We start from the raw sequence: 26765 nt of genomic DNA, 5'->3' as shown, positions 1-26765 counted from the left end.
TCAGGCGGCCTTCTGCATTTTTTCAAAGTGGGCGTTTTCGATGCGTTCGACTTCCGCGGCCGGGACCCAGTAGTCGACGTCGCGGTCATAGGCGCGGACGATGAACGAACCGATCATGCCGACGAAACCGACGATCGACAGCCACCAGATGTGCCAGATCAGGGCAAAGCACATGACCAGGCCGAACGCGCCGATGAAGACGCCGGCGGCGGTGTTCTTCGGCATGTGGATGTCTTCGTACTTGGCCGGGCGCTTGTAGGCCTTGCCGTTCTGCTTGTCTTCCCAGAACTGGTCCAGTTCATCGACGTGAGGAACGTGGGCGAAGTTGTAGAAAGGCGCGGGCGACGAGATCGACCATTCCAGGGTGCGGCCATCCCAGGGATCGCCGGTGATGTCCTGGTTCTGCTTGCGCTGGCGCACGGACACGAACACTTGCTGCAGCAGGAACCAGATGCCCAGCATGATCAGCGCGGCGCCGGCCAGGGCGACCAGCAGGTAGGGCTGCCATTCGGGGTTGTCGTAGTGGTTCAGGCGACGCGTCATGCCCTTGAAGCCCAGGATGTACAGGGGCATGAAGGCCAGGAAGAAGCCGACGAACCAGCAGTAGAACGAGTAGCGGCCCAGGCGTTCGTTCAGCTTGAAGCCGAAAGCCTTGGGGAACCAGTAGGTCATGCCGGCGATGCAACCGAACACCACGCCACCGATGATGGTGTTGTGGAAGTGGGCGATCAGGAACAGGCTGTTGTGCAGCACGAACGACACGCCGGGGATGGCCAGCATCACGCCGGTCATGCCGCCGATGACGAACACCAGCATGAAGCCCAGCGTCCACAGCACCGGCGTGGTGATGCGCAGGCGGCCGCGGTAGATGGTGAACAGCCAGTTGAAGATCTTCGCGCCCGTCGGGATCGAGATGATCATCGTGGCGATGCCGAAGAACGCGTTGACGTTGGCCCCCGCGCCCATGGTGAAGAAGTGGTGCAGCCAGACCAGGAACGACAGCACGCCGATGGCGGCCGTGGCGTAGACCATGGACTTGTAGCCGAACAGGGTCTTGCGGGCGAACGTGGCGACCACTTCCGAGTACACGCCGAAGGCCGGCAGCACCAGGATGTAGACCTCGGGGTGGCCCCAGATCCAGATCAGGTTCACGTACATCATGACGTTGCCGCCCATGTCGTTCGTGAAGAAGTGCGTGCCCAGGTAGCGGTCCATCGTCAGCAGCGCCAGCGTGGCGGCCAGCACCGGGAAGGCGGCCACGATCAGGACGTTGGTGACCAGCGAGGTCCAGGTGAAGATCGGCATCTTCATCAGGGTCATGCCCGGCGCGCGCATGCGCAGGATGGTGACGATGAAGTTGATGCCGCTGAGTGTTGTTCCCAGCCCGGAGATCTGCAGCGCCCAGATGTAGTAATCCACCCCGACACTTGGGCTGTAGTCGAGCCCGGACAGCGGCGGATAGGCGAGCCAGCCGGTCGCGGCGAATTCACCGACGAACAGCGAGATCATCATCAGCGCGACGCCGGCGCCGAACAGCCAGAAGCTCAGCGAGTTCAGGAACGGGTAGGCCACGTCGCGGGCGCCGATCTGCAGCGGCACCACGATGTTCATCAGCCCGGTGATGAAGGGCATCGCCATGAAGAAAATCATGATGACGCCGTGGGCGGTGAAGATCTGGTCGTAGTGGTGCGGCGGCAGGAAGCCGGCGGAGTCGGCCGAGGCGACGGCCAACTGGGTACGCATCATGATGGCGTCGGCGAAGCCGCGCAGCAGCATGATCAGCGCGACGATGATGTACATCACGCCGATGCGCTTGTGGTCGACGGAGGTGAGCCATTCCGTCCAGAGGTACTTCCACTTGCGGAAGTAGGTGATGGCGCCGAAGACCGCTAGGCCTCCCAGGCACACGGCGGCCAGCGTGACCATGACGATGGGTTCATGGTACGGAATGGCCTCGAGGGTAAGTTTCCCGAGCATTATTGAGTCAATCCTGCGACAAGATTATTCGACGTGGGGGTGCACGTGGCGTCGTCGACGCCGGCCATCTTGGACATGGTGCTGCCCAGGATGTAGTCGAACATGGACGGCGGCACCGAGGCGTACTTGGCGACCGGGTTGTGTTCGCTGCGCTTGGTCAGTTCCTGGTACACCGCCGGGGTCAGCGCGGTGCCTGAAGCCTTGGCTTCCTTGACCCAGTTGTCGAAGCCTTCCTGCGACGTGGCGATGGCCTTGAAGCGCATGCCGGAGAAGCCGGCGCCGCTGTAGTTGGCCGAGATGCCGGCGTAGGTGCCGGGTTCGCGCGCGTTCAGGTGCAGCTTGGTCTCCATGCCGGCCATCGAGTAGATCTGGCTGCCCAGCTGGGGGATGAAGAACGAGTTCATGACCGAGGCCGAGGTGATCCGGAAATTGACCGGGACGTCGACCGGGAAGGCGATCTCGTTGACCGTGGCGATGTCGTACTCGGGGTAGATGAACAGCCACTTCCAATCCAGCGACACCACCTCGATGGTGACCGGCTTGTGCTCGGAGACGAGCGGCTTGTAGGGATCGAGCGCGTGCGTGGAGCGCCAGGTGATCACGGCGAGGATCGCCACGATGATACATGGCACGGTCCAGACCACGACTTCGATCGCCGTGGAGTGGGCCCACTTGGGCTGGTAGTCGGCTTTGGTATTGGATGCGCGGTATTTCCAGGCAAACGTCAGGATCATGATGATGACCGGGATCACCACCAGGAGCATCAGACCGGTTGCCGTGAACAGCAGGGTCTTTTCCTGAGCGCCAATGTCTCCCTTGGGGGAGAGGATTTCCATGTTGCAGCCGCCAAGCAGCATGACCGCGCCGACGCCAAAAATGCGCGTAAGGGTCGCAAGGAGGGGGTGTTTCACGTACAGCCTTGGATGGAAGGTGGGAAATGCTGCGGAGCAGCAGACTGGAATGCTGCTAGGCAGCAACGTCCATCCTATCGGTTTGACCTGGGTCAAGCGTGCGACGAATGGTCGCATTGCCCAGCCGGCTTTTGCCCCCAAGGCCCCTGCTTAAGGGTTTTCCCAGGCGGGAGAGGGCTTCGCGGGGTAGGTGGGGGTGCGACGATATGTCGCACCTGCACAAAGCAGGATTGTTGCGATGTGTCGTATCCGCGCCAATCAGTCGACCAGCACCTCGCGTTCCGGCCCCGGTTTCTTGGCCAACTTGCGCTGCAGGGAGCGCCGGTGCATGCCCAGCAGGCGGGCGGCGGCCGAGACGTTGCCGCCGGTCTCGTGCAGGGCCTGGTGAATGTGTTCCCATTCTAGGCGGTGCAACGGCGTCATGGTGCTTTCGATGGTAACGGTTTCCGGCTTCACCAGGCCCAGGGTGCGCAGGATCATCGGCGCGGTGGCGGGCTTGGGCAGTTAGTCGTCGGCGCCGCGCTTGATGGCCTCGACCGCGGTGGCCACGCTGGCGTAGCCGGTGACCAGCAGGATGCGCATGTCGGCGCGCAGGGCTCGAAGGGGACGGATCAGGGTGAGGCCCGAATCCTCGCCCAGTCGCAGGTCGACCAGCGCGAAGGCGGGGCGGATCTCTTCGGCCACGCGCAGCGCCTCGGCGATGCCGGTGGCGGTTCGGGTTTCGAGGCCGCGGCGCGACAGGCTGCGCTGCAGGGTGCGCACGTAGAGCTCGTCGTCGTCGATCAGCAGGCCAAGATCGGTGGGATTCAACATATCAGGTCCCGGGAGTGCCGAGAGGCAAATAAAAACGGATGCGGGTGCCGCCGCCATCGGCCGCGGTCATGGTCATTTCGCCGCCCAGCTGCTCGACGGTGGCGTGCGACAGGGCCAGGCCGACGCCCAGGCCGCCGGGCTTGCCACTGTTGAACAGGCTGGTGGCCGGCAGCAGCGTGTGGTCGGGGTCGAAGCCGCCGCCATAGTCGCGCACTTCGCCGCGCAGGGCGCCATAACCGTATTCCAGGTGCAGGTCCACGCGCGGCTCGTTGGCGGCTTCGCCGGCATCGGCCGCGTTGTTCAGCAGGGCCTGCAGCAGGTGGGCGATGGCCGGATCGACCCGCAGGCTGGCGGGCAGCGTGCCCGACCGGCGCAGGTCGATGGTCGGCCGGATCAGGCGCCATTGCCCCACCACGCGCACCAGGTCCACGGCGGTTGGGACCGCCAGATTGCGAATCCGTTCCCGGCACAGGGCCAGCAGCTGGCTGAGCGTGGCGACGTCCTGCTTGAGGTCGGGCTCCTTGACCTCGGCGGCGATCTCGTCGGCCAGCAGGGTCATGGTGGCCAGCGGGGTGTTCAGTTCGTGCGCCATGGCGGCGGCGTGGGTGGCCAGGGCGACGATGCCCTCGTTGCGGGTGAAGCGCTCGCGCAGCCGCGCCAGTTCGCGCTCGCGCGCCCGCAGGTCGGCCGCCAGGCGGGTGGTGAACACCAGCACCACCACCACGGAAATCAGGAAGTTGGCGGCCAGGCCCCATAGCAGCAGGGTGTGGGTGTTGAGGTCGCCGCGCAGCGGCTGGCCGAAGATGGCGGCGGCGAAATAACCGGAGATGCCCGCCAGCGCCGCCGCCAGCGCCCAGTTGCGCGGCAGCGCCAGCGCCGCCAGGGCGGTGAGGATCAGGAACATCATGCCGAACGGATTGCTCAGGCCGCCGCTCCAGCCCACCATCCAGGCCAGCACCGCCATGTCCACCAGCAAGTGGCCGAAAGCGGTGGCGTGGGACAGGTCGCGGCTGTGGCGCAGCCGCAGGCTGGCGTAGACGTTGAAGCCGATCAGCACGCCCACGCCGATCCACAGCGGCTCCAGCGGCAGGGCCAGGCCAAGTACGGCGCTGGCCACCAGGATGGTGGCGGCCTGGCCCGCGATGGCGAGCCAGCGCAGGCTGCAGAGGGTACGCAGGAAGGAAAAGGCGGAACTACCGGGCATATCCAGACACAGGGTTGCCGGTCTATCGCCGGCGGATCAGGCGCCCGGCTGCGCGGAACGCTGGCATCCGGGGCGGCGTGGGGCGCCGCGCTGCCGCCGGGCCCCGCGAGGCCGCCGGCGGCGGATGTGTGCTGGCATTGTATGAGGAATCAGGACGGACCGCAGGTTGCGGTATGTCCCTTATTATTGAATGTCGGACCTGCCGCTGTGGGCCATGGGCATCGGCGGATAGCTTTCCTGGTCGGACGCCATCTGCCCTTGCATTTCGGCGGTCTGGAGTTCCTGTTCGACCTGGGCGCGGCTTTCCCCCGGGCCGGTGGCGGCGATGGCGGGCGGGTAGTCTTCCTGGCCGAAGGTGTATTGGCCATCGGCCTTGGACCGCGCCAGTTCCGCCGCGACCTGATCGGCGGTCTTGGCCGTCGGGGCGGGGTAGCTGACACGCCAGTCGCCGTACAGATCGCGCTTGTACTGGGCGGCCGGGGCCTGGGCCTGCTGGGCTTGCACGGTTGCGGCGGCGGTCAGGCCGGCGCAGAGCAACAAGGTGGCTGTCAATGTCTTCATGAAACGCTCCTGGCAATCAAAGCAAACGGCCTGAAGGCAGGCCGCGCCGTCGTCCCCGCTGCGGCTTGGGGGCGATTTCCTGGGATGCGGGCGATGCGCGCCGGAGCGTGGCGCGGCCGCGCTCCCGGCTTTTTCAATTCGACCGGGCGCGGGCCAAGGCGTTGCAGGAAACGTGGGCCGTCTTGCAAACAGCTATTTCAAGCTTGAAATACATGTGTCAATCTGCTTGCGAGGATGTGGCCCCTGTATTTCACCGCAAGGCTTCAGTGCTTGTGTTCTCCTGCCGGCGCGGCCGCCGCCGACAGCGGGCGGGCCTCGGCCGTCACCGGCACGCGCCGTTGCTTGCCATCGGCGTCCTGCACCAGCAGCGTCAGCGCCACCGGGTCGCCCGCGGAGATCTGCCGGGCCAGGTCGATCAGCATGACGTGGTAGCCGCCCGGCTTGAGTTCCACCGGCTTGCCGGCGGGCAGGTCGATGGCGGACACCTGGCGCATCTTCATGACGTTGTCCTGCATCGCCATCTCGTGCACCTCGACGTGCCTGGCGGCGTCCGATTCGACGCCAACCAGGCGGGCGGCGGTCGGCGAGGTCAGGCGCATGAAGACGCCGGTGGCGTGTTGGCTGGGCACGGTGGCGCGGACCCAGGCGTCTTCCACCTTGAGCGAGGCGTCCTGGGCCATGGCGGGCGCGCCGGCCAGCGCCAGGGCGCCCAGGGCGAAGGCGGCGGCGAGGGATTTGAAGCGAGTCGTTTTCATCGGAAATTCCTTTTGTCTTGGCGTGGGGTCACAGCACGGTGCGCAGGTCGGCCGCGCATTCCTCGGCGCTTTGCTGGTGGCGCAGGGCCACGCGCAGCTTGCCTTCGGCGTCGATGACGTAGGTCAGGGCGGTGTGGTCCATGGTGTAGGACGAGCCGGTCGGCACCTTCTGGTAGAACACCTTGAACGATTGGGCGGCGGCGCGGGTCTGCTCGGCGTCGCCGCGCAGGCCGACGAACGCCGGGTCGAAGGCCTGCATGTAGGCCTGCAGGATCTCGGGCGTGTCGCGCTCCGGGTCCACGGTGATGAACAGCACCTGCAGCTTGGCGGCGTCGGCGCCCAGCAGGTTCTTGATCTCCAGCGCGCGGGTCAGCGCGGTGGGGCAGACGTCCGGGCATTGGGTGAAGCCGAAGAACAGCATCACGGTCTTGCCGCGATAGTCGGCCAGCTGGCGTTGCCGGCCTTCGGTGTCTTGTAGCTGGAAGTCGCCGGTGGGCATGCTGGACAGATCCATGCCGTTGATCTTGGGGGCGTCGGGCCCGCAGCCGGCCAGGGGCAGCAAGGCCAGGGCCGACAGCAGCCGGCGCCGGTCACGGTTGGGCGCCGACGGCGCGCCCAGGGGCGCGCGCGGGGGAAGGGAATGCATGAAAACCTCGTGGCTTGACGTTCGCGTGGGCGCGGCGGGGCCGCGCGTGAGGCGGAGTCAGGCCAGGCGAGGCGGGGCGCGCGAGCCCAGCGGCGGCCCTTGGGCCGGTTGCACGGGCAGCGCGAGCGGGGCCGGCGCGGCCGGGGCGGGCCGGCCGCTGGCCAGCGCCAGCGGTGTGGTGGGCGAGGCGGGCGCGGGCGTGACGTGCGCCAGCAGGCCGAACGGACATTGCGCGCCGGTATCGGCATTGGAGTGGGCGCCGGCACCCGCGTCGCCCTTGCCGGCGGGCGAGAGCGCCAGCCGCAGCGTGGACAGGTCGCCGGCGGCCGAGCAGAAGGTGACCTCGATGCGGCCATCGTGCAGCGCGCGCGTGTCGGGCATGTAGCCCGCCGGCACCACCGCGCGCAGCAGCAGCGCCAGGAACGCCAGCCACAGCACGCCGCGGACGCGCACGGCGTCACGGGGTCGTGGAGGTCGGATCAAGGCGGACATGGGGCGATTGTAGGCCCTGTGGCCAGCGCGGTTCAGGTGTCGGGGTCCAGGCGCCGGATCAGGGCGATGTAGCGGCGCCGGGCCTGGTCAGCCGGCAGGCCGGCCAGCAGGCGCCAGGTGGTGTATTCGATCTGCTCGCGCACCGTGGCCGCGGCGGGGGGCTGGGCGGGTGCGTCGCCCTGCCGCGCCTGCCGCTCGTAGGCGTGCAGGCGGATGGCGACGCTGGTGGAGGGCGCCTGCGGCAAGGCCCGCAGTTCGATCACCGCGGCCTCGAACGCGTCCTCCAGTTCCGCGGCGGGGATGGCCAGCGTGGCCGGGTCCATGGCGTCGCCTTCGGGCTCCAGGCCGCTGGCCACGGCCAGCCGCCGCCACAGCGCGTCTTCGGCGGCCGGGTCGGCGGCCTGCGAGGTGACCTTGACGATGCTGTTGTTGCGCAGGCGCAGCGTATGGGTGGAGGCGCCGCGGTGAATCGTGGCGCCGTCGCGCACCTGGAAGGTCAGCGGCACGGCGATGGCGCGGCCAGCCAGCGCCGGCTGGCCGACGCTGTCGACCGTGAAGGTATTGCGCGAATAGTCCATCACGCGCGAGAACAGGTCGATCAGGCCGCCCCGGCCCTGGTAGGTGCCGCTCAGGGGGTTGTCGCCGTCTTCCTGCCAGACCACGTCTTCGGAGAACAATGGGAACAGCGCCTCGTACTGGCCCGACAGCAGCGCCTCGCGGTAGTGGTCGAGGATGCGCTCGATTTCGTCGCCGCTCATCGCGGCGGCGCGGCCCGGACGGGTGGTGTCGGGAGACTTGTCCATGAACCGCAGGATGTCGGCGGCGACACGGTCGCGGTCGTTGTCCACGCAGATCATGTGGTAGCTGTTGTCCAGCAGCACCAGGCGGCTGTCGGCAATGGCGTCGTTCAGGAAATGGGCCGAGCGCACCGAGGTCAGTTCGTCCTCGTGCGCGTGGATGATCAGGCTGGGGCAGGTGATGGCGCTGAGCCCGCGCTGCACGAAGCGGCGCAGGCGGTCCACCTCGCGGATGCAGGCCAGCGGCACCCAGCGGTAGTGGAAATTCTCGCCGCGCTCGAACTTGGCCTTGACGATCGAACGGACCAGTTCGTTCTTGATGCCGTAGGGCTCTTCCTCCTCGACCCGCATGCGCGCGGCCAGGCCGGGGATGCGATAGACCAGGTTGCGCAGGCCGCGATACCAGGGCGTGCTCCAGCCGTCGATGAAGACGGGCGCGGCCAGGCTCACCAGCTTGCCCTTGCGGTGCTCGACGCGCTTGCACAACTCCACCGCCAGCAGCGCGCCCAGGCACATGCCGACCACATGCAACGTGTCGTGGCGTGCGGCCACTTCACGGTACTTGGCGGTGACGGCATCGATCCAGTCCTCGGCGCGCACCGGCAGCAGGTCCTCGGGCGTGGTGCCGTGGCCGGGCAGCGTCAGCGTGTGCGTCTCGATGCCGGCGCGCTTGAGGATCTTGTGCAGCGATCCCAGGTCGTACTGGGTCCCGCCCAAGCCGTGGATGAGCAGGGCGCCGGTGCTAGTGGACATCTGCCTGCTCGATTTCGCCCAGGCGCCACATGCCGGCGACGACGGCGACGCTGCCGTCGAAATCCTCCAGCGGTGAACCGCGGTCGCTGATCACGCGCCAGCCGCCGCCGGCGTGCGCGACACGGAACAGCAGCGGCGTGCGGTCTTGGGCGCCGGCGCGGCGCGCGGCCCAGTGCAGCGTCAGGCGCGCGCGGTCGTCCGGGTGGGCCAGGGCCAGCAGGGCGTCCAGGCTGGCGATGGCATTTGCCTGCACGCCCAGGGCGCCTTGCAGGTCGCCGGCCAGTTCAAGCGAGCCGTCGAACGGGTTGTAGCGGTACATCAGCTGGTGGCTGCCGGCCAGCGCCAGGTCGAAGCGGCCGCGCCACTGCTCGGCGTTTTCGAGTTCCTGCGCGCGGGCGGCGCGCAGCGTATTGACCAGCAGGATCAGCAGCGCGGTGACCACCAGGTAGACCTGGGTGGCCAGCAGCACGTGCCAATGGTCGTTGGCTTCGACGAACGGCCCTTCGCCCTGCGCGCTCTGGTACAGCGCCATCAGGGCCAGCGTGATGACGGCCAGGGTGCCGCCCGGCGCGCCCCATACCAGCGCGGTCAGCACCGCGAACACCAGCGGCAGATAGGTCAGTTCGAAGGTGACGACGTACGGCAGGTTCTTGATCATGTCGCCGTCGAAAGTCATGAAGGTCGACACGATCAGCGCGGCGTAGGCGATGACCCCCAGCACCAGGTCGCGCTTGCGCGGGCCGCCCGAGCGGCGCGGGCGAAAATGGGCCCATACCGTCAGGGCCGGCGCCACGATCAGGATGCCGGCCAGGTAGGCCGCGACCCAGGTGCGCAACCGCACCCAGGCATGCGCTTCCTGGGTCAGCCAGAGCCAGCCGCCGCCCAGCAGCGCCGACAGGCCGGCGCCCGCCACCGCGCCGGCCAGCAGCGCCGCGACCAGGCCGAGTCCGCCCTCGCGCGGCGCCAGGCGCTGCACCGTCCAGGCCGCCAGCAGGCTGGACACGCTGGCGGTGATGGCGAACACCAGGGCGGTGGCGGGCTGGCCGCGCGTGAAGCTGGTCAGCACCAGTTGCGCGCAGAAGAAGGCGGCCAGCAGTAGCGGCCAGTTGCGGCGCTGGGTCAGCAGGTAGGCGCCCACCGCCACGCCGGGCGGCAGCCAGACGAACACGGCGTGGCTGACCGGATCGTTGAGCAGGCGCGAGAAGACGCCGCACAGCAGGTAGGGGATGGCCCACAGCAGGCAGTACAGGTTTCTTCGGGGCGCTTGGGGTGTTCCCATATCGTTCCTTGCAGACGCGGTAATCCATGGCGAGCGTGGCTCGCGGCGATCAGCGGGGTTATACAACACGGCCCGGCAGCGTCCGCGAAAGTTGCCGGCAGGCATACCGCCGTTCGAAAATCTTGGTACCCTTGGACGCAGTCGTGTCCCACTCCGTTCCAGGATTCAGTGCTCTCCTTGCCCGCCCAGACCCTGCCAGTCCCCGATTCCATTGCCGTTGCCGGGTTCGCCCGGGCTCGCCTGCCTGCCCGTGGCGTCATCCGGTCGGTCCGGCTGGCGCTGCTGGCCGCGTTGCTGGCGTTGCTGGCGGCGTGCGGCACGACCAAGGTCCAGCCCGGCTATTACCGGGTGCAGTCGGGCGACACGCTGACGCAGATCGCGCGCAAGCAAGGCACCAGCGTATCCAACCTGGCGCGCTGGAACAACCTGTCGAATACCAATGCGATCGAGGTGGGCCAGATGTTGCGGGTGGCGCCGCCGGCCGGCCAGGCCAGCACTTCCGCGCCTGCCACCTCGCGGCCCAAGGCCTCGGGCGGCTCGCGCGCGCCCGCCGCCAGCATGGGCAAGCGCCGCACCGCGCCGCCGGGGGCGATTTCCCTGGTGTGGCCGGCGCAGGGCAAGGTGACCCGCGGCTACGATGGTTCGGGGTCGAACGGCATCGTCATTTCCAATGCCACCGGCACGCCGGTGGTGGCGGCGGCGGCGGGCACCGTTGCCTATTCCGGCAGCGGCCTGCGCGGCTATGGGCATCTGGTGATCGTCAAGCATAACGCCAGCTTCCTCAGCATCTATGCCCACAACAGCAAGCTGCTGGTCAAGGAAGGCCAGCGCGTGAGCCAGGGGCAGAAAATCGCCGAAATGGGCAATAGCGACAGCAAGCAGGTGGGACTGTACTTCGAATTGCGCTACGACGGCCAGGCGGTCGACCCGGCCGGGTCGTTGCCCGGGAAGTAGGGAGCCCCCACGCTGCGCGCACTGCGTGCGCTTGCTGCCCCCCGAGGGGGCTGCCCGGCCTTCGCCGGGCGCCGCCTCAGCCGATCTGGCCGGCGTCCTGCGTCAGCGTCGAGATGAATGTCGCGGTGCGCGGGTCGCGCGGGCGGGTGAAGAGGTCGCGCGAGGCGCCGGCTTCGACCACGTTGCCATCGAGCAGGAACACCGCTTCACGCGAGACGCTGGCGGCCAGGCGCAGGTCGTGCGTGGCCATGAGCATGGTCATGCCTTCGGCGGCCAGCTGGCGCAGCACGTCCACCACCTCGGCCGCCAGGCCGGGGTCGAGCGCCGAGGTCGGCTCGTCGCACAGCAGCACGCGGGGAGCGGGCGCCAGGGCGCGGGCGATCGCCACGCGCTGCTGCTGGCCGCCCGACAGATTGGCCGGCCAGGCCTCGGCCTTGTCCAGCATGTTGACCTTGCGCAGCAGCTCCTCGGCGCGGGCACGGGCGCGGTCGGCCGGCCATTTCTGCACCGTCACCAATCCCTCCATCACGTTGCCGATGACGGTCTGGTGCGGAAACAGCTGGAAGTTCTGGAACACCATGCCGGTCTGCATGCGCACCCGCTGCACCTGGTCGCGCGAAAGCTTTTCGCCGGGCTCGAACTCGATCCGCTCGGGGCCGATCTCAAGCGTGCCGCGGTCGGGCACTTCCAGCAGGTTGACGCAGCGCAGCAGGGTGCTCTTGCCGCTGCCGGACGGGCCGATCAGGGCGGTGACGCTGCCTTCGGCGATGGCCACGTCGACCTGCTTGAGCACCAGGTTGCCGCCAAAGGACTTTTCGATCTTTTCCAGGCGGATCATCGGTTTTTCTCGGAAAACACCGCGTGCTGGCCGAAGCGCCGTTCCAGGCGCACCTGGGCGGCGGACAGCACCGAGCTGAACACCAGGTAGATCAGCGCGGCCTCGGTGTACAGGATCAGCGGTTCGTACGTGACGGCGGCGATGCGCTGGGCCGCCTGGAAGATCTCGGGCACCGTCAGCACGGCGGCCAGCGAGGTGTCCTTGACCAGCGCGATGAAGGAGTTCGACAGCGGCGGCACGGCCACCCGCGCCGCCTGCGGCAGCACGGTGCGGCGCAGCGCCTGGGCGCGCGTCATGCTCAGCGAATAGGCCGCTTCCCACTGGCCCTTGGAGATCGACTCGATGGCGCCGCGGATCACTTCGGAGTTGTAGGCGCCGACGTTCAGGGTGAAGCCGATCAGCGCGGCCGGCAGCGGGTCGAGCACCACGCCGACGCTGGGCAGGCCGTAGAAGATCACGAACAGCTGCACCAGCAGCGGCGTGCCGCGGATCAGCCAGACGTAGAAGCGCACCAGCGCCACCAGCGGCGCCGGCCCGAACAGCCGGATGAGCGCCACCACGAAGGCCAGCGCCAGGCCGAGCGCGAACGACATCAGGGTCAGCGGGACGGTGAACACCAGCCCGGCGTGCAGCAAGGGCCAGAACGAGTCGGCCATCAACTGCACCCAGGCCGGCACCGCCAGGGTGTCGACCTGGGACAGAACCCAGTCGGGCAGGACGTTGTGCAGCCAGGCGGGGAGCGTCATGGAGCGGGCCGCTTATTGCTGCGCCGACAGGTCCGTGCCGAAGTACTTGACCGAGATGGTCTTGTAGGTGCCGTCGGCCTTGATATCGGCCAGCGCCTTGTTGATGGCGGCCACCAGTTCGGGATTGTTCTTACGCAGCAGCACGCCGGAGTTGCTGAATTCGGCGGCCTTGTCGGTGGCGGCGATCTTGACCTTGGCGTTGGGCTTCTGCTTCTTGAAGTCCAGGAACGACAGGTTGTCGTTGACGGTGGCCTCGACGCGGCCCGAGGTCAGCAGGTCGATGGCTTCGTTGAAGCCCTGCACGGCCACCACTTCCGCGCCATGGCTCTGCGCCAGCTTGCCGAAGTTGCTGGTGAGCGTGTTGGCGGACTTTTTGCCCTTCAGGTCGGCGAACGACTTGATGGTGGTGTTGTCGTCGCGCACGATCAGCACCGCGGCCGACGAGATGTAGGGATCGGAAAAGTCGTACTTGGCGCGGCGCGCGTCGGTGATGCCGACCTGGTTGATGACGGCGTCGTAGCGCTTGGCGTCGAGCCCGGCGATCAGGCCGTCCCACTTGCCTTCGACGAATTCGGCCTTGACGCCCAGGCGCTGGGCGATGGCGCGCCCAATGTCGACGTCAAAACCGGTAAGCTGGCCGGAGGCGTCGTGGAAGGTGAAGGGAGCGTAGGTGCCTTCGGTGCCGATCTTGAACACGCCGGCGGACTTGATCTGGTCCAGCCCCGACTGGGCGTGGGCGGCGGACAGGGCGGCGACCTGGACCAGGCCGGCGATGAACAACGAGCGCAAGAGTTTCATGGCAATGCTCCACGGATGAGGGATCACTGCGAAAGGCCCGCGCGGATCGCGCCGCCTTCCGGTGTAGCCGCACTCTAACAACGCGCCTATTTTTCCACAAAGCATAAGGAATAGTAAAAATATAGCGGCAAGTCATATGCGGTATTCGCGCCCCGGGCCGCCCGGCCCGGGGTTCATCCAGGCGGTATCCAGATGGAGACAGGCGTGCAACAACAGTGGAACAGGCGGGCTTTCATGATGGCGGCGGCGGGTGTCGCGGCGTCCGCAAGTGTCATGCCGGCGCACGGCGCCAACGGCCTGCGCCGGGTGCCCGGCGGCGGCAGCATCACCGACGTGGCCGGCCTCAAGGTCGGGCACTACACCGACACGCGGCGGCCGACCGGCTGCACGGTCATCATCGCCGAAGCGGGCGCCACCGGCGGCGTGGACGTGCGCGGCGCGGCGCCGGGCACGCGCGAGACGGACCTGCTCAATCCCGTCAACATGGTGGAAAAAGTGCATGCGGTGATGCTGGCCGGCGGCAGCGCCTTCGGCCTGGAGGCGGCCACCGGCGTCATGCGCTACCTGGAAGAACGCAAGATCGGCTTCGACGTGGGCGTGGCGCACGTGCCGATTGTGCCGGCCGCCATTCTGTTCGACCTGGGCGTGGGCGACGCCTCGATCCGGCCCGATGCCGCGGCCGGCTACCAGGCCTGCAAGGCGGCCAGCGCCAAGCCGCCGCAGGAGGGCAACGTCGGCGCCGGCGCCGGGGCGACGGTCGGCAAGCTGTACGGCGCCAAGCGCGCCATGAAGGGCGGCCTGGGCAGCGCCTCGCTGACCGTGGCCGGCGTCACGGTGGGCGCGATCGTCGCGGTCAACGCGGTGGGCGATGTGGTCGATCCGGCCACCGGCCACGTGCTGGCCGGCGCCCGCACCGCCGACGGCAAGATGCTGCTGGACACGCGCGCGGCGATCCTGGCCGGCGACCTGCCGACCTCGATGCGCGAAGGCGCGGCCACCACCATCGGCCTGGTGGCGACCGACGTCAAGCTGACCAAGGCGCAGGCGCAGAAGATGGCGCAGACCGCGCACGACGGCCTGGCCCGCACCATCAACCCGATCCACACCATGCTCGACGGCGACACCGTGTTCGCACTGGGCACGGGCGTCTCCAACAAGCCCGCCAACATGATGCTGCTGGGCGTGATGGCGGCCGAGGCGATGGCGATCGCGGTGCAGCGCGCCATCCTGGCGGCGCGCGCGCTGGAAGGCTATCCGGCGGCGGTGGATTTCATCGCCTGAGCCGCCTGCGGTTCGCGGCGCCGCGTGCCGGACGGGCGCGGCGCCTCAAGCCGCCGCTTTCCCAGTCGCGCCTGGCGGCGCATCTCCCGGACGCCTGACCCCAGGCTGTCACATGGCGCCGGCATGATGGCAAGCGTCGGCGTCACGCCTGCGCGCGGGAGAGGGACAGCATGTACAAGGGAGAACGCTTCAACGGGGCCACGCACCTGGCCGGCCTGGCCATGGCGGTGGCTGCTTCCGGGGCCCTGATCGCGCGGGCCGCTGAATTGAAAGTCGAGTGGCGCCAGACCGTGGCCTGCGCCGTGTTCGCGGCATCCATGATCGCCGTCTATGCCTCCTCGGTGCTATATCACTGCTCGCGCGGACGCCGCAAGGCGCTGTGGGCCAAGGCCGACCACTGCGCCATCTACCTGCTGATCGCCGGCACCTACACGCCGCTGGCGTTCGTGCCGCCCGAACTGGGCTGGGGCGCCGCCATGGCGGTGGCGATCTGGCTGCTGGCGCTGTACGGCATCGGCCGCGAACTGTGGTGGGCGCGCGGGGCCGCGCCAGCCTTGCCGCTCTATCTGGCGATGGGCTGGCTGGGCGTGATGTGCGCGGCGCCCATCGCCGGCGCGCTGTCGGGCGCCGGGCTGGCCTGGCTGCTGGCCGGGGCCGCGCTCTACACGGTGGGCACGGTGTTCTACGCCAACGACAAGCGCTGGCGCCATGCCCACGGCATCTGGCATCTGTTCGTCATGGGCGGATCGGCCTGCCACTTCGTCACGGTGTTCGGCTTCCTGCGCCACGCCTGACGCGGGGCCGTCAGCGCCACGCCGCCAGCGGCAGCATGCCGCCGCGGTTCTTCACTTTGCGCATGACGATATGCGAACACAGGTCGCGCACGCCCGCGATCTTGCTGAGCTTGTCTTCCACGAACTGCGAGAAGGCCGCCAGGTTGCGGGTGCGCACCGTCAGGATGTAGTTGGAGGCGCCGGTGACGATGCTGGCCTCGGTGATCTCGTCATACAGGGCGATGCCGGCCAGGAATTCCTCGTGCCAGCCGGGCCGCGACTGATCCAGGGACACGTGCACGATGGCTTCCAGCTCGAACCCCAGCCGCTCGGCGTCCAGCACGGCGCGGTAGCCGCGCACGAAGCCGCCTTCCTCCAGCGCCCGCACCCGCCGCAGGCAGGCCGAGGGCGACAGGGCCACCTGCTCGGCCAAATCCTGGTTGCTGAGCTGGCTGTTCTCCTGCAGGCGGTAGAGAATGCGGTGGTCGATGGCGTCCAATTGCATGGTGCAATCCAATTCGAAAAAATGGTCTACAGCGCAATTTAATGCGAAATCCTAGGGTAAGCCACGCCTCGTTTTGCAAGTATGCGGCTTGGTCGCGCTGATAGTATGTAGCCAGCATATTGCCCGAAGGAGCTGTGAATGAACACCCGCGAAGCCTGCGTCGCCGCCGACCGGCAGGACCCCCTTGCGCCGCTGAAAGCGCGTTTCGACCTGCCGCCCGGCGTGCTCTATATGGATGGCAACTCGCTGGGCGTGATGCCGCGTGCCGCCGCCGCGCGCGCCGCCGAGGTCATCACCCAGGAATGGGGCACCGGCCTGATCCGCAGCTGGAACACCGCCGGCTGGTTCGAACTGCCGTCGCGGCTGGGCGACAAGCTGGCCGGCCTGCTCGGCGCGAAAGCGGGCGAACTGGTCATCACCGACACCACCTCGCTGAACATCTTCAAGGCCCTGGCGGCCAGCCTGCGCATCCAGCAGAAGCGCCAGCCCAAGCGCCGCGTGATCCTGTCCGAACGCGACAACTTTCCCACCGACCTGTACATGATCCAGGGCATGATCGACCTGCTGCAGCAGGGCTACGAGATGCGCCTGATCGACGACGAGCTGCCGCTGGACCGGGCGCTGGACGAGGACGTGGCGGTGGTGCTGCTGTCGCACGTCAACTACCGCAGCGGGCAGATGCACGACATGGCCGCGGTCACGCGCCAGGCGCACGAGCGCGGCGCGCTGGTCATCTGGGACCTGGCGCACGCCGCCGGGGCGGTGCCGGTGGACCTGAACGGCGCCGACGCCGACTACGCCGTGGGCTGCACCTATAAATACCTGAACGGCGGCCCGGGCTCGCCGGCCTTCATCTGGGTGGCGCCGCGGCACATCCCCGACTTCTGGCAGCCGCTGTCGGGCTGGTGGGGGCACCAGCGTCCGTTCGACATGACGGTCGCCTACGAGCCGGCCGGCGGCATCCGCCGCTACCTGTGCGGCACCCAGCCGATCGTGTCGCTGGCCATGGTCGAATGCGGCCTGGACGTGGCGCGCGAGGCCGACATGGCCGAGGTACGCAGGAAGTCGCTGGCGCTGGGCGACCTGTTCATCGCCCTGGTCGAGGAACGCTGCGCCGGCCATCCGCTGACGCTGGTGACGCCGCGCGACCATGCCCAGCGCGGCAGCCACGTGAGCCTGCGCCACCCGAACGGCTACGAGGTCATGCAGGCGCTGATCGCGCGCGGCCTGATCGGCGACTACCGCGAGCCCGAGGTGCTGCGCTTCGGCCTGACGCCGCTGTACTTCGGCTACGCCGACGTCTGGGACGCGGTCGAGATCCTGAAAGACGTACTCGACAGCAAGGCCTGGGACAAGCCCGAGTTCAAGCAGCGCTCGGCCGTGACCTGACCTGCCGCGCACCGGCCCGAGCGACATCCAGCAAGAGAGCGCAGTACCGGAGGAGACAATGACACAACAACAAGGATTCGGCAGGATCGCCGAACGCGAGCAGGGGCTCAAGCGCCGCCTGACGTCCGGCCAGATGAGCATGATCGCGATCGGCGGGGCCATCGGCACCGGCCTGTTCCTGGGCAGCAAGTTCGCGATCGGTTTCGCCGGCCCCAGCGTCATCATCAGCTACGCCATCGGCGGGCTGATCACGCTGCTGCTGATGGGCTGCCCGGCCGAGATGACGGTGGCGCATTCCACCTCGGGCTCGTTCGGCGCCTACGCCGAGCACTACATCGGCCCGCTGGCCGGCTTCCTGGTGCGCTATGCGTACTGGTCTTGCGTGGTGCTGGCGGTGGGCACCGAGGTCACCGCGGTGGCCGAGTACATGAAGTTCTGGTTCCCGTCGGTGCCCGGCTGGCAATGGGTCTGCCTGTTTTCGGCGGCGCTGATCTTCATCAACGCCATGAGCGTGAAGGCGTTCGGCACCATCGAGTACTGGTTCTCGACCATCAAGATCAGCGCCATCGTGGCGTTCATCATCCTGGGCGCCTACGTGGTCTGGGGCAGTCCGCAATACGGCGCGGCGCAGTACACGGCGCACGGCGGCTTCTTCCCCAACGGCGTGTGGGGCATGTGGATCGCGGTGGTCATCTCGATCTTCAGCTACCTGAGCGTGGAGATGATCGCGGTGGCGGCGGGCGAGGCCGAGGACCCCGAGCGCGCGGTGAAGAAGGCGTTCCGCGCCACCATCGTGCGGCTGGTGGTGTTCTACCTGCTGACGCTGGCGTTGATCCTGGCCATCGTGCCGTGGGACCAGGCCGGCAAGGGCGGCAGCCCGTTCGTGACGGTGATGGAGGCGGTGCAGGTGCCGTACGCGGCCGGCGTCATCAACTTCATCGTGCTGGTGGCGGCGTTGTCGGCCATGAACAGCCAGCTGTACATCACCACCCGCATGATGTTCAGCCTGTCGCGCGCCGGCCATGCGCCGGCGGCGCTGGGCAGGCTGACGCGCAGCGGCACGCCGCTGAACGCGCTGCTGCTGTCGACCAGCGGCATCGCCATCGCCACCGTGCTGAACGTGCTGTATCCGGAAACCTCGTTCACGCTGATGATGGCGATCTCGATGTTCGGCGCGCTGTTCACGTGGATGATGATCTTCTTCACGCACTACTTCTTCCGCCGCCGCTGGGCGCGCGAGGGCGGCGCGGCGCTGTCGTTCCGCATGCCGGGCTTTCCGCTGCTGACGCTGCTGGGCGCCGGCGCCATGCTGGCGATCCTGGTCACGACCTACTTCACCGGCGTGTTCAAGATGACGCTGGTGTTCGGCGTGCCGTTCCTGCTGGTGCTGGCGGCGCTGTATCTGCTGCTGTTCCGCAAGTCCGCCGAGGCGGTGGTGTTGCAGGCGCGGCAGCAGCGGTCCTAGCGGCCGCGCCCATCGGATGCGCGTGGCGTGGTGGCTGGCGGATGGCCGACAGCGGTCCCACGCCGTGGCCCGACGGCGTGCTTCCGATAGGGCGGGGCCGCGTTTCAGCCGGCGCCCGCGCCCTGGCGGATCGCCGCCAGCATGGCGCGGGCGCGCGCCGGCAACGAGCGCGATCCATACACCGCATGCATCTGCGGCGCCACGCCGCGCGCCGAGGTAGCGGTGTAGCCGGGGCAGACCCGCACCAGCGTGCCGCGGGCGATTTCCGGCGCGGCCGCCCAGTCGGCCAGCCGCGCGATGCCCACGCCCTGCAACGCCAGCGCCATCAGGCCGCTGCTGGTGCTGACCCGCACCGCCGGCTCGGCGTGCATGCGCACGATGCGCTTGTCGCGGCGCAGGTGCCAATCCTTCAATACGCGCGGACCGGTATGCATGATGAGCCGGTGCCGCGCCAGTTCCTCGGGTTCGCGCGGCAGGCCCATGCACGCCACGTAGTGCGGGCTGGCGCACAACAGCCGCTCGTAGGGCCACAGGCGCGCGCCCAGCAGGTCGCTGGACGCCGGGAAGCCGCCGCGGATGGCGAAATCCAGGCCCTCGGCGATCGGGTCGATTGCCTTGTCGGTGTAGTGGATGTCCACCGTGACGCCCGGATGCTGGGCCGCGTAGCCGCGCAGCACGGCCGGCAGCAGGGTCACGCCCAGCAGGTCGGGCGCGGAGAAGCGCAGGCGGCCCTGGTCGCCTTGCTGGGCGTCGTGCAAGGCCTCGCGCGCCTGGCTTTCCAGGCGCAGCAGCTCGCGCGCGTATTCGAAGTAGCTTTCGCCTTGCGGCGTCAGCGCCACGCTGCTCTTGCTGCGCAACAGCAGCTGCGCGCCGACCTGGCGCTCCAGCGCCTGCACCGCGCGCGTGACGGCGCTGGGCGAGGCGCCCAGCGCGCGCGCCGCCAGCACGAAGCTCTGGCGTTCCGCGACGGCGCAGAACACCTGGTATTCCCATAGGGCGCCACGTTCCATGGCGATTCTCCATTGCAATTATCGCAACATGATATTGCAACGTGGACCGCCTGGGCGGACCTAGACTGCGGCCCTTCCCGACTCTTCGCCAGGTTGACCGCCATGCACGACCCCCACTATTTCGATCCCCTCACCGGCGCGCGCCATGCGCTGGACGAGGCCCGCTGGTGTTCCGATGCGCGCACGCCGCTGATGATCTCGCCGCTGCCGGGCATCTCGCCCGACGACATCGACCGCCGCGAACGCTCGCTGTGGCGCTACCGGGCCGCGCTGCCCGGCGCCGTGACGCGCCCGGTATCGATGGGCGAGGGCTGCACGCCGATGGTGGAGCGCGCCTGGGGCTGGCTGCGGCCGCATTTCAAGCTGGAATGGTTCAACCCCACCTGCAGCTTCAAGGACCGTGGCGCCGCGGTGATGCTGTCGTGGCTGCGCCAGATCGGCATCGGCGCCATCGCCGAGGACAGTTCGGGCAATGGCGGCGCCGCCATCGCGGCGTACGGCGCGGCGGCGGGCATGGGCGTCACGATCTTCGCGCCGGCCTACACGTCCAGCGCCAAGGTGGCGCAGATCCGCGCGTTCGGCGCCAACGTGCAACTGGTGCAGGGGCCGCGCGAGAACGCCGAAACCGCCGCGATCGAGGCCGCCGCGCGGATCTTCTATGCCAGCCACAATTGGCAGCCGTTTTTCCTGCAGGGCACCAAGTCCATCGCCTACGAGATGTGGGAGGACTTCGGTTTCCAGGCGCCGGACAACGTGGTGATTCCGGCGGGCGCGGGCAGCAACGTGCTGGGCTGCGCCATCGGCTTTGCCGAGCTGCTGGCGGCCGGACAGATCAAGCGCCTGCCGCGCCTGTTCGTGGCCCAGCCGCTGAACTGCTCGCCGCTGGACGCCAGCTTCCAGGCCGGCGTCGACACGCCGGTGGCGCGCGACGTGCTGCCGACCGTGGCCGAGGGCACCGCGATCAGGCAGCCGGTGCGCCTGCGCGAAGTGCTGCAGGCGATCCGCGCCAGCGGCGGCCAGACGGTGGCCGTGCCGGAGGCGGACATCATCGCCGCGGTGCGCAAGCTGGCGGCGATGGGGCTCTATGCCGAGCCCACCAGCGCCAGCGCCGCGGCGGCGCTGGACAGGCTGCGGGCGCGCGGCGCCATCCGCGATGCCGAGCGCACGGTGGTGCTGCTGACCGGCACCGGCATCAAGGCCACGCAGTTCATGACGGATCTGTACGCGGCGGCGTGACCGCCGCCGCGTCCGCCAGTAGATGGTCGAGCAGGCGGCGGGCGCGGGCGCTGAGGGTATCGCGCGAAGGCACGCACAGCAGCAGCTCGCGCGCGGCCCAGGCGTCGGACAGCGCCACCGGCGTCACCCTGAGCAGCTGGCGCATGCTGTTGGCCGTGGTTTCGGGCACGATGCCCACGCCCACGCCGGCCTCGACCAGCCGGCACATGGCGTCGAAGCTGCGCAACTGCACCCGCAGCTTGATGGGCTTGCCGACCACCAGCGCCTGCCGCGCCAGGAAGCGTTGCAGCGCGCTGCTGCGGTCGAGCCCGACGAAGTCCTCGTCCAGCACATCGCGGAACGCGACCTCGGCCCGGTCCGCCAGCGCGTGGCCGGCCGGCACGATCAGCACGAAGCGGTCGGCGCGGTAGGCGTGGGTCTGCAGGGCGCCGGTGTCGACCGTGCCGGCGACGATGCCGATATCGGCAGAGCCGTCGGCGATGCACTCGACGATCTCGTCGCTCAGCATTTCCTGCAATTCGACGTTGATGCGCGGATGCGCCGCCAGGAAGCCGCTGAGCGCTTCGGGCAGGAAGGCGGTCAGCGCGTTGGTATTGGACAGCAGGCGCACCGAGCCGCCGAATTCGCCGGAGAAATCGGCCAGGTCGTCGCGCAGGCGGTCGGCCTGGGCCAGCATGACGCGGGCATGGGCGGCCAGCTTCAGGCCGGCCGGGGTGGGAATGACGCCCTGGCGGCGGCGCTCCAGCAGCGGCGCGCCGAGCGAGGCCTCGAGGTTGCGGATGCGGGCGCTGGCGGCGGCCAGCGCCAGGTTGGCGCGGGCGGCGCCGTGAGTGATGCTGCCGGCCTGCACCACGTGCAGGAACAGCGCCAGGTCGGTCAGGTCGAAACGCATGGCGGCGAGCCTACGCGAGGCGCGCAGGCAGCCTCTGCGAATCGCGCATTTTCAGCGCGGGACAGGGTCCGTACACTGCGCCGATCCGTGTTCTTGTGGTGGTTTTTCCATGCATCTTGTCGCCTCCGGTTTTCCGATTCTACCCGCGCTGATCACCGCGATCACGATCGCGTTGTGGGCCTTTTCGCGGCTGCCTGAGTACCTGACGGCGCTGCTGTTCTTCAGCGCGGCCATGATCTTCGCGGCCGCGCCGCGCGAGGTGGTGTTCTCCGGGTTTTCGTCGGCGGCTTTCTGGCTGGTGCTGAGCGGCTATGTGCTGGGGCTGGCGCTGAAGTACACCGGCCTGGCCGACCGCATGGCGGGCGCGCTGTCGCGGCGCCTGTCGGGTTCGTATCCGAAGGTGGTGGCCGGCGTGGTGGCGCTGACCTACCTGCTGGCCTTCGTGATGCCGTCGAACATGGGCCGCATCGCGCTGCTGATGCCGATCGTGCTGGCCTATGCCGACCAGATCGGGCTGGTGGCGGGCCGTCGCGGACGCATTGGGCTGGCGCTGGCGGTAGGCTTCGGCACCTTCCAGCTGTCCACCTCCATCCTGCCGGCCAACGTGCCGAATCTGGTGATGGCCGGCAGCATCGAATCGAGCTATGGCCTGCAGCTGGGTTATCTGCCGTATCTGTGGCTGCATGCGCCGGTGCTGGGCATCCTGAAAGGCGTGGTGCTGGTGGCCTGCATCGCCTGGCTGTTCCGCGACACCCCCGAGGCGGCGCCGCCGGCGCCCGCCGCCCAACCCCTGTCGGCGGCGGAAAAGCGCCTGGCCGTGCTGCTGGGGCTGACGTTGCTGGGCTGGGTGACGGACGGATGGCACGGCGTGTCGCCGGCCTGGATCGGGCTGGCGTCGGCCTGTGTGTGTCTGTTGCCCAAGGTGGGTTTCGTCAGCGGCGAGCAGTTCGGCAAGGAGGTGAATTTCCGCACCGCGATCTACGTGGCGGGCATTCTGGGACTGGCGGCGATGGTGGCCGACAGCGGCCTGGGCGGCATCATCGGCCGCGCCCTGCTGGCCTGGCTGCCGTTGTCGCCCGAGGCGCCGATGCAGAGCTTCTTTTCGCTGGTGGGACTGTCGGCGGCGCTGAACTTCGTGGTCACGGCCAACGGCGTGCCGGCCCTGTATACGCCGCTGGCCGAGACGCTGGCGCAGGCCTCGGGCTTTTCGCTGATGACGGTGCTGATGGCGCAGGTGGCCGGCTACGCCACCGTCATCATGCCGTACCAGGCCTCGCCCATCGTGGTGGCGATGGGCATGGGCCAGGTGCCGGCGCGCAGCGGCCTGGCGTTGAGCCTGCTGACCGCGCTGGTGTCCTTCGTGGCGCTGGTGCCGCTGGACTACCTGTGGTTCAGGCTCCTGGGAATGCTGGGATCGTGATCAGTTCGTCCTCGACGGTGGCGGGGGCGGGTTCTGGCGCCGGGGCGAACACCCGCAGGCGGTGGCCGTCGGGGTCGAGCGCGACGAAGGTGCGGCCGAAGTCCATGTTGGTGGGGGCCTGCAGGATCGGCAGGCCGCGCAGGCTCCAGTCGAGGTGGCGCTGGTTGAGCGCGTCGGCGTCGGGCACGGTGAAGGCCAGTTCGGTGCAGCCGCCGCGGCCGGCGGCGGCCGGTTCCACGGTGTGGCGCGACCACAGGCCCAGCATCAGGCCGGAGTCGAGCGCGAACAGGGCGAAGGTGGGCGAGCTTTCGACGGGCGGGCGGTTCAGCAGCGCGCTGTAGAACGCCGCGCTGGCCTCGGGCTTGTCGACGTAGAAAATGACGAAGTTCTTGGCGGACATGATGCGCTCCTGGTTGAATGAGCGCTCATCTTAGAGAGCCATGCTGTCAGATTTTGTCAGCAGTCTTCATGCCGATGTCGCACCCGCCGGCGCGCGGCGCACGCCAGGGATCAGCAGGGGTCGCCCTTGGCCGTATTGATGGCGCGCCACTCCTTGAGCAAGGCCTGGCGGCGGCGCGGATAGCGTGGCCCGGCTTCGAGCGTGGCGATGCGGTCGGTGCGGAAATGGCGGAAATCCTGGCGCAGTTCGCACCAGGCCATGACGATGCGCACGCTGTCGAAAAATCCCAGGGCGAACGGCCAGATGACGCGTTCGGAATCGGCGCCCTTGTCGTCGCGATAGGTGATGGCGATTTTCTGCTCGCCGCGAATGGCCTGGCGGATCAGCGACAGGTCGACCCGGTCGACCACCGCCCAGCTGCTGGGGCCGACCAGCAGCGGAATGGCGTCCAGTTCGTCGCGCAGTTCGCGCGGCAGCACCGCGCTGATCTTGGCCAGCGCGTTGGCGGCGGCCTGGCCCAGGCGCGGATCGGAACGGCCGGCCACCCAGCGGGTGCCCAGCACCAGGGCCTCGATCTCCTCGGTGCTGAACATCAGCGGCGGCAGCATGAAGCCGGGCCGCAGCACGTAGCCGATGCCCGGCTCGCCCTCGATCTCGGCGCCCTGCGCCTGTAGCGTGGCGATGTCGCGGTACAGCGTGCGCAGGCTGACGCCCAGGTCGGCGGCCAGGCGATGGCCGCTGACGGGCAGGCGGTGGCAGCGCAGGGTCTGCAGCAGGTCCAGGAGGCGTTCGGTGCGGGACATGGGAGCGGGCGAGGGCGGGACGGCGTAATGCTGCCATGGAATGGCAGCAGCGGGAAGCCGCCGCGCCCGTTCTTGATCCGGCCGTCCTCAACCCGGCAGCGCCGCCAGCCAGTCGTGCACCCGCCCGGCCAACTCCAGGCTGTTGCGGTCCATCATCAGCATGTGCGAGTTGCCGTGGATGCCCAGGTCGGGCAGCGACAGCACCGTGACGCTGGCATGGCGCGCCGCGAATTCCCGCACCCGTGCGCGCATCCGCGGCCAGCGCGGATCGGTGTCCATGTGGTCGCCCATCACGACCAGCGTGGGGGTGTCGTAGCGGGCATCGGGCCCGAGGTCCGGGATGCTGGCCGGCTCCAGCGCCACCAGGGCCCGCACCCGCTCGGGCAGGGCGTGGGCGGCGCGGATGCCGAACACGCCGGCCTGCGAATGGCAGACCACGATGGCCGCGCCGATCCGCTCCAGGAAGGCCTGGTAGGCGCGCAGGATGGCGGCATCGGTGTGGACCCAGCGCGGCACCATCTGCGCGGCCAGCGCGTCGAACGCCTCCAGCGGGAATTGCGTGTCCGGGTAGGCGCTGCCGGGGCCGGGCCGGGTGCCCGGGCGGCCGATGCGAAAGCGCGTGTAGCAGTCCTCGCGCGCCTGCACCACCGGCGCGTCGGGCCAGACGTGCGGCGCGGCGCCGGCGCGGCCGCGTTCCACCGCGTCGCACAGGTAGGCGTCCCAGCCGCGCCGCAGGAAATAGTGCAGCCAGCCCTGGCGGCCGTCCGGCGTGGTCTCCCAGGCCGCGCCGGTCATGCCGCCGCCATGCCAGAACGCCAGCGGCGGCCGGCCGCTGGCCGGCTCCGACAGGAAGTACTGGGCGTACATCTGTTCGACGCGGTAGGTGCCGTTGGGATCCAGCGCCACCGGCTGGCCGCCTTCGGCCATGACCAGCTCGCGTCGCGGCAGGCCGCTGAGCGCCAGGTCGCGGCCGCCGACGTGGAAGGCGCCCATGTCGCGCAGGCGGATCGGCGCCAGCGCCGCGCCATCGTCCAGGGGCGCGGCCATCATTCGGCCTTGATGTGGTTGGTCTCGATGACCTGTTTCCACTTGGCCGTTTCGGTGGTGACGAAGCGGCCCAGGTCGGCGCGCGAGCCGGGGGCGGTCTCGACGCCCAATTCGCGCATCTTGGCCGCCACCTCGGGCGCCTGCAGCGCCTGGGCGAAGGCGTCGTGCAGCGTGTCCAGCACCGGGGCCGGGGTGCCGGCCGGCGCCATCACGCCGAACCAGGGCGTGATCAGGAAGTCGGGCACGCCGGCCTCGGCGAAGGTCGGCACGTCCGGAATCGCCGGGGCGCGCGCGGCGCTGGCCACGGCCAGGGCGCGCAGCTTGCCGGCGCGGATGTTGGCCAGCGAGGCCGGCAGGTTGTCGAAGTACATGTCGACCTGGCCGCCCAGCAGGTCGGCCGCCACCTGGCCGGCGCCCTTGTAAGGGATGTGGGCCAGGTCGATGCCGGCGCGCTGCTTGAGCAGCTCGGTCGCCAGGTGGGCCGAGCCGCCGATGCCGGAGGAGGCCGAATTGAGCTTGCCGGGGTTGGCGCGCGCATATGCCAGCAGCGCCGGCAGCGTGTCGGCCGGCACCTTGGGATTGACCACCAGCACGCTCGGCACCGTGCCGATCATGGCGACGGGCGCGAAGTCCTTGACGATGTCGTAGGGCGCCGGCTGGTAGAGCGACGGCGCCACGGTGCAACCGAACGCGCACATCAGCAGCGTCTGGCCGTCGGGCGCGGCGCGCGCCACCGCCTGCGCGCCGATGTTGCCGCCAGCGCCGGCGCGGTTCTCGACGATCAGCGGCTGGCCGAGGCGCTTGGAAAGGTTGTCGCTGAGCAGGCGCGCCAGGATGTCGGGCGTGCCGCCGGCGGGGAAGGGCACCACCAGCGTGATCGGGCGGCTGGGGAAATCGGCGGCATGGGCCGCCAGCGGCAGGCAGGCGGCCAGCGCCAGCAGGGCGCGGCCGGCCCAGCGGGCCAGCACGGGGCGGATGCGCCGGGGCGCGGGAAGGTGGCGGGTGGGGCCCATGGTTGTC

Annotated in this window: 26 protein-coding genes and 1 pseudogene; 7 read left to right on the top strand and 20 right to left on the bottom strand. The window is 68.9% G+C overall.

Annotated features, from left to right (window positions below; all coding sequences use genetic code 11):
• The 10 genes and pseudogenes from cyoB to AruCF_RS20595 form a co-directional block, all read right to left on the bottom strand.
• Entirely contained in the window at positions 1–1977 is a 1977-nt protein-coding gene (gene cyoB, locus AruCF_RS20640; RefSeq protein WP_020926575.1) for a cytochrome o ubiquinol oxidase subunit I, read from the bottom strand.
• Entirely contained in the window at positions 1977–2888 is a 912-nt protein-coding gene (gene cyoA, locus AruCF_RS20635; protein WP_026384598.1) for a ubiquinol oxidase subunit II, read from the bottom strand. Before cyoA ends, cyoB begins: the two co-directional genes overlap by 1 nt.
• Positions 2889–3146: 258 nt before the next feature.
• Positions 3147–3701 (bottom strand): annotated as a pseudogene (locus AruCF_RS20630) (response regulator transcription factor).
• A 1-nt stretch (position 3702) separates the two neighbouring features.
• A complete protein-coding gene (locus AruCF_RS20625) occupies positions 3703–4905 on the bottom strand; it encodes an ATP-binding protein (protein ID WP_049075761.1) in 1203 nt (400 codons plus the stop codon).
• Positions 4906–5088: 183 nt separating this feature from the next.
• Entirely contained in the window at positions 5089–5466 is a 378-nt protein-coding gene (locus AruCF_RS20620) for a DUF4148 domain-containing protein (protein ID WP_049075760.1), read from the bottom strand.
• A gap of 263 nt (positions 5467–5729) precedes the next feature.
• Entirely contained in the window at positions 5730–6221 is a 492-nt protein-coding gene (locus AruCF_RS20615; protein ID WP_049075759.1) for a copper chaperone PCu(A)C, read from the bottom strand.
• 28 nt (positions 6222–6249) lie between these two features.
• On the bottom strand, positions 6250–6867 hold the full coding sequence (locus AruCF_RS20610; protein WP_049075758.1) for an SCO family protein: 618 nt from the start codon (positions 6865–6867) through the stop codon (positions 6250–6252).
• Positions 6868–6924: 57 nt separating this feature from the next.
• On the bottom strand, positions 6925–7359 hold the full coding sequence (locus AruCF_RS20605; RefSeq protein ID WP_049075756.1) for a DUF2946 family protein: 435 nt from the start codon (positions 7357–7359) through the stop codon (positions 6925–6927).
• Between the two features lie 32 nt (positions 7360–7391).
• On the bottom strand, positions 7392–8909 hold the full coding sequence (locus tag AruCF_RS20600; protein ID WP_049075755.1) for an acyl-CoA-binding protein: 1518 nt from the start codon (positions 8907–8909) through the stop codon (positions 7392–7394).
• Positions 8899–10188, bottom strand: coding sequence for an MASE1 domain-containing protein (locus tag AruCF_RS20595; RefSeq protein ID WP_049075753.1), 1290 nt, complete (start codon positions 10186–10188; stop codon positions 8899–8901). The genes AruCF_RS20600 and AruCF_RS20595 overlap by 11 nt, the downstream gene beginning before the upstream one ends.
• Positions 10189–10398: 210 nt before the next feature.
• On the opposite strand from AruCF_RS20595, the gene AruCF_RS20590 reads away from it, so the two are divergent.
• Positions 10399–11142: a peptidoglycan DD-metalloendopeptidase family protein gene (locus AruCF_RS20590; RefSeq protein ID WP_236747605.1), complete on the top strand. Its 744-nt coding sequence runs from the start codon at positions 10399–10401 to the stop codon at positions 11140–11142.
• Positions 11143–11218: 76 nt separating this feature from the next.
• Here the strand turns inward: AruCF_RS20590 and AruCF_RS20585 are convergent, their stop codons facing one another.
• The 3 genes from AruCF_RS20585 to AruCF_RS20575 all read right to left on the bottom strand — a co-directional run bounded on the left by AruCF_RS20585 (position 11219) and on the right by AruCF_RS20575 (position 13524).
• Positions 11219–11980: an amino acid ABC transporter ATP-binding protein gene (locus AruCF_RS20585; protein ID WP_063569129.1), complete on the bottom strand. Its 762-nt coding sequence runs from the start codon at positions 11978–11980 to the stop codon at positions 11219–11221.
• Positions 11977–12657, bottom strand: a complete 681-nt coding sequence (locus AruCF_RS20580) for an amino acid ABC transporter permease (protein ID WP_049078048.1) — start codon at positions 12655–12657, stop codon at positions 11977–11979. The genes AruCF_RS20585 and AruCF_RS20580 overlap by 4 nt, the downstream gene beginning before the upstream one ends.
• An 81-nt stretch (positions 12658–12738) precedes the next feature.
• Positions 12739–13524 carry an amino acid ABC transporter substrate-binding protein gene (locus tag AruCF_RS20575; RefSeq protein ID WP_006390998.1) on the bottom strand — a complete coding sequence of 262 codons (786 nt, stop codon included), beginning with the start codon at positions 13522–13524 and terminating at the stop codon, positions 12739–12741.
• A 192-nt stretch (positions 13525–13716) separates the two neighbouring features.
• Here AruCF_RS20575 and AruCF_RS20570 point away from each other — a divergent pair, with 192 nt between their 5' ends.
• Both AruCF_RS20570 and trhA read left to right on the top strand, forming a co-directional pair.
• Positions 13717–14805: a P1 family peptidase gene (locus AruCF_RS20570; protein ID WP_169536678.1), complete on the top strand. Its 1089-nt coding sequence runs from the start codon at positions 13717–13719 to the stop codon at positions 14803–14805.
• Positions 14806–14975: 170 nt separating this feature from the next.
• Positions 14976–15599 (top strand): PAQR family membrane homeostasis protein TrhA, encoded by a 624-nt coding sequence (trhA, locus tag AruCF_RS20565; protein ID WP_049075749.1) that lies wholly within the window; start codon positions 14976–14978, stop codon positions 15597–15599.
• Between the two features lie 10 nt (positions 15600–15609).
• Here the strand turns inward: trhA and AruCF_RS20560 are convergent, their stop codons facing one another.
• On the bottom strand, positions 15610–16083 hold the full coding sequence (locus tag AruCF_RS20560) for an Lrp/AsnC family transcriptional regulator (RefSeq protein ID WP_006386706.1): 474 nt from the start codon (positions 16081–16083) through the stop codon (positions 15610–15612).
• Positions 16084–16221: 138 nt separating this feature from the next.
• Between AruCF_RS20560 and kynU the strand changes: the two genes are divergently transcribed.
• Together kynU and AruCF_RS20550 are read left to right on the top strand one after the other, a co-directional pair.
• Positions 16222–17472 (top strand): kynureninase, encoded by a 1251-nt coding sequence (gene kynU / locus AruCF_RS20555; RefSeq protein ID WP_006386707.1) that lies wholly within the window; start codon positions 16222–16224, stop codon positions 17470–17472.
• A gap of 58 nt (positions 17473–17530) precedes the next feature.
• Entirely contained in the window at positions 17531–18937 is a 1407-nt protein-coding gene (locus tag AruCF_RS20550) for an amino acid permease (RefSeq protein WP_083036840.1), read from the top strand.
• A gap of 104 nt (positions 18938–19041) precedes the next feature.
• Here the strand turns inward: AruCF_RS20550 and AruCF_RS20545 are convergent, their stop codons facing one another.
• Positions 19042–19947, bottom strand: coding sequence for a LysR family transcriptional regulator (locus tag AruCF_RS20545; protein ID WP_049075745.1), 906 nt, complete (start codon positions 19945–19947; stop codon positions 19042–19044).
• A gap of 102 nt (positions 19948–20049) precedes the next feature.
• On the opposite strand from AruCF_RS20545, the gene AruCF_RS20540 reads away from it, so the two are divergent.
• Positions 20050–21183 carry a threonine synthase gene (locus tag AruCF_RS20540; RefSeq protein WP_049078047.1) on the top strand — a complete coding sequence of 378 codons (1134 nt, stop codon included), beginning with the start codon at positions 20050–20052 and terminating at the stop codon, positions 21181–21183.
• Here the strand turns inward: AruCF_RS20540 and AruCF_RS20535 are convergent.
• Positions 21155–22075: a LysR substrate-binding domain-containing protein gene (locus tag AruCF_RS20535; RefSeq protein WP_049075744.1), complete on the bottom strand. Its 921-nt coding sequence runs from the start codon at positions 22073–22075 to the stop codon at positions 21155–21157. The genes AruCF_RS20540 and AruCF_RS20535 overlap by 29 nt on opposite strands.
• A 109-nt stretch (positions 22076–22184) precedes the next feature.
• On the opposite strand from AruCF_RS20535, the gene AruCF_RS20530 reads away from it, so the two are divergent.
• The gene (locus AruCF_RS20530) at positions 22185–23495 is read left to right on the top strand and encodes an SLC13 family permease (RefSeq protein WP_049075742.1); all 1311 of its coding nucleotides are present in this window, start codon (positions 22185–22187) and stop codon (positions 23493–23495) included.
• Here AruCF_RS20530 and AruCF_RS20525 read toward each other — a convergent pair.
• From AruCF_RS20525 to AruCF_RS20510, 4 genes are all read right to left on the bottom strand, one after another.
• Entirely contained in the window at positions 23467–23895 is a 429-nt protein-coding gene (locus AruCF_RS20525; protein WP_049075741.1) for a VOC family protein, read from the bottom strand. The two genes, AruCF_RS20530 and AruCF_RS20525, sit on opposite strands and share 29 nt — an antisense overlap.
• 110 nt (positions 23896–24005) lie before the next feature.
• On the bottom strand, positions 24006–24698 hold the full coding sequence (locus tag AruCF_RS20520; RefSeq protein ID WP_049075739.1) for a helix-turn-helix transcriptional regulator: 693 nt from the start codon (positions 24696–24698) through the stop codon (positions 24006–24008).
• A gap of 87 nt (positions 24699–24785) precedes the next feature.
• On the bottom strand, positions 24786–25748 hold the full coding sequence (locus tag AruCF_RS20515) for an alpha/beta hydrolase (protein WP_049075737.1): 963 nt from the start codon (positions 25746–25748) through the stop codon (positions 24786–24788).
• Positions 25745–26758, bottom strand: a complete 1014-nt coding sequence (locus AruCF_RS20510; RefSeq protein WP_080977476.1) for a tripartite tricarboxylate transporter substrate binding protein — start codon at positions 26756–26758, stop codon at positions 25745–25747. The genes AruCF_RS20515 and AruCF_RS20510 overlap by 4 nt, the downstream gene beginning before the upstream one ends.
• Between the last annotated feature and the right edge of the window lie 7 nt (positions 26759–26765).

This window comes from Achromobacter ruhlandii, assembly GCF_002082135.1.
Classification (GTDB): Bacteria; Pseudomonadota; Gammaproteobacteria; order Burkholderiales; family Burkholderiaceae_B; genus Achromobacter; species Achromobacter ruhlandii.
The sequence above is the reverse complement of the archived record's forward strand: the minus strand, read 5'-3'. Positions and strand labels throughout refer to the sequence as shown.